This window comes from Ralstonia sp. UBA689, assembly GCF_002298975.1.
Lineage (GTDB): Bacteria > Pseudomonadota > Gammaproteobacteria > Burkholderiales > Burkholderiaceae > Ralstonia.
In genome coordinates, this window is record NZ_DBMV01000031.1 from 139,362 (window position 1) to 147,391 (window position 8,030).

Annotated in this window: 9 protein-coding genes; 7 read left to right on the top strand and 2 right to left on the bottom strand. The window is 64.8% G+C overall.

The window, feature by feature from the left end:
• Window positions 1–147: 147 nt before the first annotated feature.
• Window positions 148–1,203 carry an alpha/beta fold hydrolase gene (locus B4F51_RS14345; RefSeq protein WP_296226572.1) on the bottom strand — a complete coding sequence of 352 codons (1,056 nt, stop codon included), beginning with the start codon at window positions 1,201–1,203 and terminating at the stop codon, window positions 148–150.
• 40 nt (window positions 1,204–1,243) lie between these two features.
• On the bottom strand, window positions 1,244–2,167 hold the full coding sequence (locus tag B4F51_RS14350) for a DMT family transporter (RefSeq protein WP_296226573.1): 924 nt from the start codon (window positions 2,165–2,167) through the stop codon (window positions 1,244–1,246).
• Between the two features lie 140 nt (window positions 2,168–2,307).
• Between B4F51_RS14350 and dapC the strand changes: the two genes are divergently transcribed.
• Genes dapC through prmB form a run of 7 tightly spaced genes read left to right on the top strand, consistent with a single transcriptional unit; the run spans window position 2,308 to window position 7,857 of the window.
• Complete coding sequence (dapC, locus tag B4F51_RS14355; RefSeq protein WP_296226574.1) at window positions 2,308–3,519, top strand: succinyldiaminopimelate transaminase; 1,212 nt, start codon at window positions 2,308–2,310, stop codon at window positions 3,517–3,519.
• Between the two features lie 43 nt (window positions 3,520–3,562).
• Complete coding sequence (gene dapD / locus B4F51_RS14360; RefSeq protein WP_296226575.1) at window positions 3,563–4,393, top strand: 2,3,4,5-tetrahydropyridine-2,6-dicarboxylate N-succinyltransferase; 831 nt, start codon at window positions 3,563–3,565, stop codon at window positions 4,391–4,393.
• A gap of 60 nt (window positions 4,394–4,453) precedes the next feature.
• Window positions 4,454–4,876, top strand: a complete 423-nt coding sequence (locus B4F51_RS14365) for a hypothetical protein (RefSeq protein ID WP_296226576.1) — start codon at window positions 4,454–4,456, stop codon at window positions 4,874–4,876.
• Window positions 4,877–4,883: 7 nt separating this feature from the next.
• The gene (locus B4F51_RS14370) at window positions 4,884–5,228 is read left to right on the top strand and encodes an arsenate reductase (protein WP_296226577.1); all 345 of its coding nucleotides are present in this window, start codon (window positions 4,884–4,886) and stop codon (window positions 5,226–5,228) included.
• Window positions 5,229–5,255: 27 nt separating this feature from the next.
• Window positions 5,256–6,407, top strand: a complete 1,152-nt coding sequence (gene dapE / locus B4F51_RS14375; protein ID WP_296226578.1) for a succinyl-diaminopimelate desuccinylase — start codon at window positions 5,256–5,258, stop codon at window positions 6,405–6,407.
• 11 nt (window positions 6,408–6,418) lie between these two features.
• Window positions 6,419–6,937, top strand: a complete 519-nt coding sequence (locus tag B4F51_RS14380; protein WP_296226579.1) for a class IV adenylate cyclase — start codon at window positions 6,419–6,421, stop codon at window positions 6,935–6,937.
• A 17-nt stretch (window positions 6,938–6,954) separates the two neighbouring features.
• Window positions 6,955–7,857 carry a 50S ribosomal protein L3 N(5)-glutamine methyltransferase gene (gene prmB / locus B4F51_RS14385; RefSeq protein ID WP_296226580.1) on the top strand — a complete coding sequence of 301 codons (903 nt, stop codon included), beginning with the start codon at window positions 6,955–6,957 and terminating at the stop codon, window positions 7,855–7,857.
• Window positions 7,858–8,030 lie beyond the last annotated feature (173 nt).

Here is an 8,030-nt window from a genome sequence, read left to right on the forward strand (position 1 = left end):
CACGCCAGGGGCGCGAATGGCGCCATCATACCATCCGGCACCCGGTCTCCAGCCAATCAATTCGGCACAAACTTGAACGAAATTCGCCACCCAAGAAGGCAAATTGCTGCGAATTTGTAAGCAATTTCACGTTCCGGACACCGAGCATCAGTCCGGCCGGCGCGTACGCGAGGCATCCGGGCTTGCCAGCCATTCCAGCACCGCTTTGTGCAGCGCAACAGAATCCTGGATTTGTGGCGCATGCCCTGCATCCGGAAACTCCACCAGCGTTGCGCGCGGAATGGCCTTGACGGTGGCGCGGCCCAGTTCTGGGTAATTGCCCAGATGGGCGCGCATCTCAGGCGCGGCCATGTCCTTGCCGATAGCCGTGGTGTCCTTCTGGCCAATCAGCAGCAGCGTCCACGGGCGCACTTGGCCAAACTCGTAGACGACAGGCTGCGTGTAAATCATGTCGTACAGCAGTGCGGAATTCCACGCCACGAGATCTCGCCCCGGGCCGCGATACATACCGGCCAGCATCTGCACCCAGGGCTCATAGGCGGCACGCCATTGGCCGGCGTAGTACGTGGACTGCTCATAGGCACGGATGCGCTCGGCGGTGGTCTGCTTCTCGCGCGCAAACCACTGATCGACCGTCATCGAGGGCACGCCCTTGGCCTTCCAGTCTTCCAGGCCGATCGGGTTGATCATCACCAGCCGCGACACCGCGTTCGGGTACATCAGCGCGTAGCGCGTGGCCAGCATGCCGCCCGTTGAGTGGCCAATGACGATGGCCCGCTCGATACCCAGCGACGCCAGCAGCGCGTGCGTGTTGCTGGCCAGTTGCTGGAACGAATACTGATACGCGTGCGGCTTGCTCGATTTGCAGAAGCCGATCTGGTCGGGCGCAATCACGCGGTAGCCTGCGCCCGTCAGCGCCTGGATCGTGCCTTCCCAGGTGGCGGCGCAGAAGTTCTTGCCGTGCAGCAACACGGCAACTTGGCCGTTCGGCGGCACGGATTGCACTGGCGGCACGTCCAGGTACGCCATTTCCAGCGCATTGCCCTGGGATTCGAACTTGAAGAGCTTGACCGGTGCCGGATACGTGAAGCCCTCCAGCCGGGGGCCATACACCGGACCGTCGTCGGCAGGCGCGGCATGGATGGAAACGGTGGCCATCGACAACATGGCAGCCAGCACGATGGAAATCGACCGAAGCAACATCAGCACACTCCTCAATGGGTTCTTGCTCCCCAGGCGAACGCTACCTCTTGCGGCGCGACAGCCCCGATAACGCACCGGCCAGGATGATGCAGGCACCCCCCGCCATCTCCTGCGCCGACAACCGCTCCGCCGTCAGCAGCGCCGACGACACCGCCGCTACCACGATCTCAAACAGCATCAGCAATGCCGCGCGATTAGCCGGCAACCGTTGCAGACCACGCTGCACCATTGCGTTGCCGCCGACCAGCACGCACGCCATGCCCAGCAGCAGCATCCACGCATTGGTTTGTGCAAACGCTGCGGGAACTGCCTGCACGCCATCCAGCAGAATCGCCGCCGGCAGGCCCACCAGCGCGCAGCCGGTAAAGACAACCACGGTGCGCATCTCCGGCCGCATGGCCGGATGCCGTTGCCCAGCCAAGCGCGAGAGCACGTTGTTGCACGCAAACGCCAGCCCGGCAATCAACCCGGCCCATTCCGCCGCTGATCCAGGCCACGGCGTGCCGGCCTGGCCTGACCACAGCATCAGCACAGCCCCGGACAGCGCCAACGCGAGCAAGACACCGCCGCGCCAACCCAGCCGCTCGTGCAGCCATAAGCGCGCAAGCAGTGCGGTCCACACCGGGGTGAGATAGAACAAAAGCAGCACCCGCATCACCGTGCCGTGCACCGTGCCCCAGACGAAGCCGGCGTTGGTCACGCCCGCCGCCAGCCCGAGCGCGGGAATCAGCCACGACCACTGGAACGTATGAAAGTGACGGCGCAGCACCACGGCAGCCAGCACGGCCGCCGCCGCGCCTGTCACCGATGAGGCCAGCATGCTGCCCAGCCCCCAGCCGGCAAGCAGGCGGTACGGATACCAGGAAATCCCCCACACCGAGGCGCCCAGCAGAATGAATAACGTAGCGGCCCATTGCGGCTCGTGGTGGGTGGCGGTGTCCGCCGAGGAAGCAATCGATGTCATGTGGCCAACAAAAAGCGGCGGAGAGCCGCCGCATCCAGCAATGTCTTGGGGCGGCCAACCCACGTTGGCCGTATAATTTCGGGCTCTGCCCAAGCGCCCTGCTTGCCCATCCGATCCGTCCAATATCGCAGCCCAGCACCGTGAATCCGCGCCTGTCCACCCTGCAGCCATATCCGTTCGAGAAACTGAAAGCACTCGTCAAGGACGTGACGCCCAGCCCGGCGCATACGCCGATCAGCTTCGGCATCGGCGAGCCCAAGCACCCCACGCCGGCTCTGGTGAAAGATGCGCTGACGGCCGCGCTCGGCGGGCTGGCGAATTATCCCACGACGATTGGCTCCGATGCACTGCGACAGTGCATCGCCGCATGGCTGGAGCGGCGCTACGGCCTGCCGAAGGTTGACCCGGCTGCCGAAGTCATCCCGGTCAACGGCTCGCGCGAGGCGCTGTTCTCCTTCGCCCAGACCGTCATCGACGGCAGCAAGCCCGGCGCGCGCGTGCTGTGCCCGAACCCGTTCTACCAAATTTACGAAGGGTCGGCCCTGCTGGCCGGTGCGCAGCCGCTGTTCGCCAACAGCAATCCGGCACGCAACTACGCGCCCGACTACGACGCCATCACGCCGGAAGAATGGCGCAACGTGCAGCTCGTCTTCGTGTGCAGCCCCGGCAACCCGACCGGCGCCGTGCTCACGCTGGAAGACTGGAAGCAACTCTTTGCGCTGTCCGACGAATACGGTTTCGTCATCGCCTCGGACGAGTGCTATTCCGAAATCTATTTCGACGAGGCCAACCCGCCGCTGGGTGCCTTGCAGGCCGCGCACCAACTGGGCCGCGGCTTTGATCGGCTGGTGATGTTCTCCAGCCTCTCCAAGCGCTCCAACGTGCCGGGCATGCGCTCGGGCTTCGTGGCGGGCGACGCCAAGCTGCTGAAGGCGTATCTGCTGTATCGCACGTATCACGGCAGCGCGATGAGCCCGTCGGTGCAATCCGCTAGCATCGCTGCGTGGAATGACGAGACGCACGTGCGCGACAACCGCGCCCAGTACGTCAAGAAGTTCCAGCAGGTCACGCCGATGCTGGCCGAGGTGCTGGACGTGGCCCTGCCCGACGCGGCCTTCTACCTGTGGGCCAACGTCAAGCGCACGGGCCTGTCGGACACCGAATTCGCGCGTCAGTTGCTCGCTGCCAAGAACGTCGCCGTGCTGCCGGGCAGCTACCTCGCCCGCCAGGCGCATGGTACGAACCCGGGCCAGGACTACGTGCGCATCGCGCTGGTGGCCGGCGTGGACGAATGCCTGGAAGGCGCACGCCGGATCGTCGAATTCTGCGTCGAGTCCCGCCAGCAACGCTGATCCTCTTACCCTTTTTCGAATCTCTCCTAGAGCCAACACCGCCATGACGCAACAACTGCAATCCCTGATCGAACAAGCGTGGGAAGACCGCGCCAACCTGTCGCCCAAGGCCGCTCCGGCCAATGTCCGTGATGCTGTGGCCAACGTGATCGGCCAGCTCGATCAGGGCGCGCTGCGCGTGGCCGAGAAGAAGGACGGCGAGTGGATCGTCAATCAGTGGATCAAGAAGGCCGTGCTGCTGTCGTTCCGCCTGGAAGACAACGCGCCGATGGCCGCCGGCGGCTTCACGCAGTTCTATGACAAGGTGCCGAGCAAGTTCGCCAACTACACGGCAGAAGACTTCGCCCGTGGCGGTTTCCGCGTGGTGCCGCCGGCCGTGGCACGCCGTGGCTCGTTCATCGGCAAGAACGCCGTGCTGATGCCGTCGTACGTGAACATCGGCGCCTACGTGGACGAAGGCACGATGGTCGACACCTGGGCCACCGTCGGCTCGTGCGCGCAGATCGGCAAGAACGTTCACCTGTCGGGTGGCGTTGGCATCGGCGGCGTGCTGGAGCCGCTGCAGGCCAACCCGGTCATCATCGAAGACAACTGCTTCATCGGTGCGCGCTCGGAAGTGGTGGAAGGCGTGATCGTCGAAGAAAACTCGGTGATCTCGATGGGCGTGTACCTGGGCCAATCGACCAAGATCTACGACCGCGAAACCGGTGAAGTGCATTACGGCCGCGTGCCGGCCGGCTCGGTGGTGGTGCCGGGCAACCTGCCGTCCAAGGACGGCAAGTACAGCCTGTACTGCGCCGTGATCGTCAAGAAGGTCGACGCGCAGACGCGCGCCAAGACCGGCATCAACGAGCTGCTGCGCGGCGCCGACTAAGCCGGAACGGTGGGCATGCCTGTTAGTCTCACGGGCATGCCAACCACTTGAAGCGCAGCGATGCCCGAACCAAACGCCTCCGGCACCCGTTTTGGAAAGCTGCGCCAACGCATCATGGGTCTTGATCCGAATACCATCGGTACCGTCTTGTCTCTGCTGCCCACCATCCTGGAGCAGGCGAACAAGACCATCGACAAGTTCAAGAACCGCAAGAAAGCCGGCACCGGCGATAGTGAACCTGTCCGCGCAGAAGGTGCCGCGACCGACCCGAGTACACGCATCGCCGAGCTGGAAGCGGCGATCCTGCAGCAGGCCGAATCCGTCAAGCTGCTGGCCGAGCAGCACGCCATCACCATCGATGCCCTGCGCGACGAAGCCGCGCGGCTGGAGCGTCGCCTCAAGCGCATGACGTGGCTGGCTTCCGTCGGCTTTGCGCTGGCTGTCGTTGCCCTCGTCTTCGCCCAGCAAGCCCTTCGACACTGACCCCACCATGACCACACTACACGGCATCCCCAACTGCGACACCGTGAAGAAAGCCCGTACGTGGCTCGAATCGAACGGCATTGCCTACACCTTCCACGATTTCAAGAAACAGGGGGTGAGCGCCGACATGCTGGCCGGCTGGCTCAAGCATGTGCCGCTCACCACGCTGCTCAATCGCAAGGGCACCACGTGGCGCGCGCTGTCCGACGCCGACAAGGCCCGCGCGGAAGACGAAGCCGGCGCCATTGCGCTGATGCAAGCCAACCCGTCGCTGATCAAGCGGCCGGTGCTGGTGCACGGCAAGAGCGTCAACGTGGGTTTTTCGGCCGACCAATACGCCACTCTGTTCTAACGCATAACAACATCACTCGTGACCGACATGTCGCCCACGCTTGCCCTCACTGAAGACCTGATCCGCCGCCGCTCCGTCACGCCCGAAGACAAGGGCTGCCAGGACGTGCTGATCGAACGCCTGACCGCTGCGGGCTTCCAATGCGAAACCGTGGTCAGCGGCCCGGACGACTTTCGCGTGACCAACCTGTGGGCCGTCAAGCGCGGCCGCGCCGGCACCGAAGGCAAGCTGCTCGTCTTCGCAGGCCACACCGACGTGGTGCCTACCGGCCCGCTCGAACAATGGCACTCCGACCCGTTCGAGCCGACGCACCGTGACGGCAAGCTCTACGGGCGCGGCGCGGCTGACATGAAGACGTCGATTGCCGGCTTCGTGGTGGCATCGGAAGAATTCGTTACCAAGCATCCGGACCACGCCGGCTCGATCGGCTTCCTCATCACCAGCGACGAGGAAGGCCCCGCGCACGACGGCACGGTCAAGGTGTGCGACCTGCTGCGCGCGCGCGGCGAACGCCTGGACTACTGCGTGGTCGGCGAGCCGACTTCGGTATCGACGCTCGGCGACATGGTCAAGAACGGGCGGCGCGGCTCGCTGTCAGGCAAGCTCACGGTCAACGGCGTACAGGGCCACATCGCCTATCCGCACCTGGCCAAGAACCCGATCCACCTGGCAGCACCGGCGCTGGCCGAACTGGCGGCCGCCAAGTGGGACGACGGCAACGAATACTTCCCGCCGACCACGTGGCAGATGTCGAACATCCATGGCGGCACGGGCGCAACGAACATCATTCCGGGCCACGTGACGATCGACTTCAACTTCCGCTTTTCGACGGCCAGCACGCCGGACGGGCTGAAGGCGCGCGTGCACGGCATCCTCGACGCGCACGGCCTCGACTACACACTCGACTGGACACTGGGCGGCGAGCCCTTCCTGACCGAACGCGGCGACCTGTCGGCAGCGCTATCTTCCGCCATCCAGGCCGAATGCGGCGTGACCACCGAGCTGTCGACCACGGGCGGCACGTCGGACGGCCGCTTCATCGCCAAGATCTGCCCGCAGGTGATCGAGTTCGGCCCGCCGAACGCGAGCATCCACAAGATCGACGAACACGTGGAAGTGGCCTTCATCGAGCCGCTGAAGAACGTGTATCGTCGCGTCTTGGAAACCCTCGTCGCCTGAGGCCACCCCGCATGGCCCGCAACGTCGAGATCAAGGCCCGTGTGCGCGACGTGGCAGCGCTGGTTGAGCGCGCCGCCGCCATCGCAGACTCCGGCCCCGAGCGCATCGATCAGGACGACACGTTCTTCGCCTGCGCCAACGGGCGCCTGAAGCTGCGGCAGTTCTCGCCCGAGCGCGGCGAGCTGATCCATTACTTTCGCGCCAACAGCGCCGGCCCGCGCGTATCGAACTACCACATCGTGCCGACTACCGCGCCCGACGCCTTGCGCGATACGCTGGCCGCCGCCATCGGCACCGCCGGCCGCGTCATCAAAGTACGGCAGCTTTACCTCGCTGGCCAGACGCGCATCCATGTCGACGCGGTGAAAAACCTCGGCGATTTTGTCGAACTCGAAGTCGTGCTGCGCGATGACCAATCCGAAGACGACGGCGTAAAAAACGCCCACCAACTGATGCAATCGCTCGGCATTGCCGAGACCGACCTGCTCGACGTTGCCTACGTCGACCTGCTGGCCGCCCAACAACGTTGAGCCCCCGGAAAAAGAACATGACCACGCCTACCCTGCCCGCTTCCCACCCGTTCACCACGGTGCGCGACCTGCTGCGCTACGCCGTGTCGCGCTTCACCGCCGCCAGCCTCGTCTTCGGCCATGGCAGCGAGAATGCCTACGACGAAGCCGCCTACCTGATCCTGCACACGCTGCACCTGCCGATCGACACGCTGGAACCGTTCCTGGACGCACGCCTGCTGCCCGAGGAAGTGGCCGCCGTGCTGCAGGTGATCGAGCGCCGCACGGTCGACCGCGTGCCCGCCGCCTACCTCACGCACGAGGCGTTCATGCACGGCATGCGCTTCTACGTGGATGAGCGCGTGATCGTGCCGCGCAGCTTCATCGGTGAATTGCTGGAAGAAGGCCTGGAACCGTGGATCGACCAGGAAGACGGCCCGACCGACGTGCTGGAACTGTGCACCGGCTCCGGCTGTCTGGCGATCCTGGCTGCGCTGCAATGGCCCAACGCGACGATCGACGCGGTGGATCTCTCGCCGGACGCACTGGTGGTGGCCAATCGCAACGTCGAGGATTACCGCCTGGAAAATCGCATCCGACTGCATGAAGGCGACCTCTACGCCCCGCTGCCGGCAGGCGTCCACTACGACGTGATCCTGACTAACCCGCCGTATGTGAACGAAGCCTCGATGCAGGCATTGCCGCCCGAGTACCGCGCCGAACCGCGCATGGCCCTGGCCGGCGGCACCGACGGCATGGACATCGTGCGCCGCATCCTGGCCGACGCACCGCGCCATCTGAAACCGCACGGCGTGCTGGTGGTGGAAATCGGCAACGAGCGTGAGAACGTTGAGGCGGCCTTCCCCGACCTCGACCTGATCTGGCTGCCGACCAGCGCGGGCGAAGACCAAGTGTTCCTGGTGACCCGCGAGGCGCTCTAACAGCGCCCACAGCGTCGCCAGCAACAGTCAAAGCGCGGAGTGCAAAGCTCCGCGCGCCGCGTGTGCTGCAAATTGCACCGCGCGGCACGCCTTCACTCCCAATCCCGCAACACCGGACAAAACATCCCGACGCGTGAAGCCTTGCAGGTCAGGGCCTGTCAGTAATTTCGTGT

Excerpts from the sequence above, each read along its gene's own strand:
- B4F51_RS14345 (WP_296226572.1), bottom strand. The coding sequence starts at position 1,203 with ATGTTGCTTCGGTCGATTTCCATCGTGCTGGCTGCCATGTTGTCGATG.
- B4F51_RS14350 (WP_296226573.1), bottom strand. The coding sequence starts at position 2,167 with ATGACATCGATTGCTTCCTCGGCGGACACCGCCACCCACCACGAGCCG.
- dapD (WP_296226575.1), top strand. The coding sequence starts at position 3,563 with ATGACGCAACAACTGCAATCCCTGATCGAACAAGCGTGGGAAGACCGC.
- B4F51_RS14365 (WP_296226576.1), top strand. The coding sequence starts at position 4,454 with ATGCCCGAACCAAACGCCTCCGGCACCCGTTTTGGAAAGCTGCGCCAA.
- B4F51_RS14370 (WP_296226577.1), top strand. The coding sequence starts at position 4,884 with ATGACCACACTACACGGCATCCCCAACTGCGACACCGTGAAGAAAGCC.
- dapE (WP_296226578.1), top strand. The coding sequence starts at position 5,256 with ATGTCGCCCACGCTTGCCCTCACTGAAGACCTGATCCGCCGCCGCTCC.
- B4F51_RS14380 (WP_296226579.1), top strand. The coding sequence starts at position 6,419 with ATGGCCCGCAACGTCGAGATCAAGGCCCGTGTGCGCGACGTGGCAGCG.
- prmB (WP_296226580.1), top strand. The coding sequence starts at position 6,955 with ATGACCACGCCTACCCTGCCCGCTTCCCACCCGTTCACCACGGTGCGC.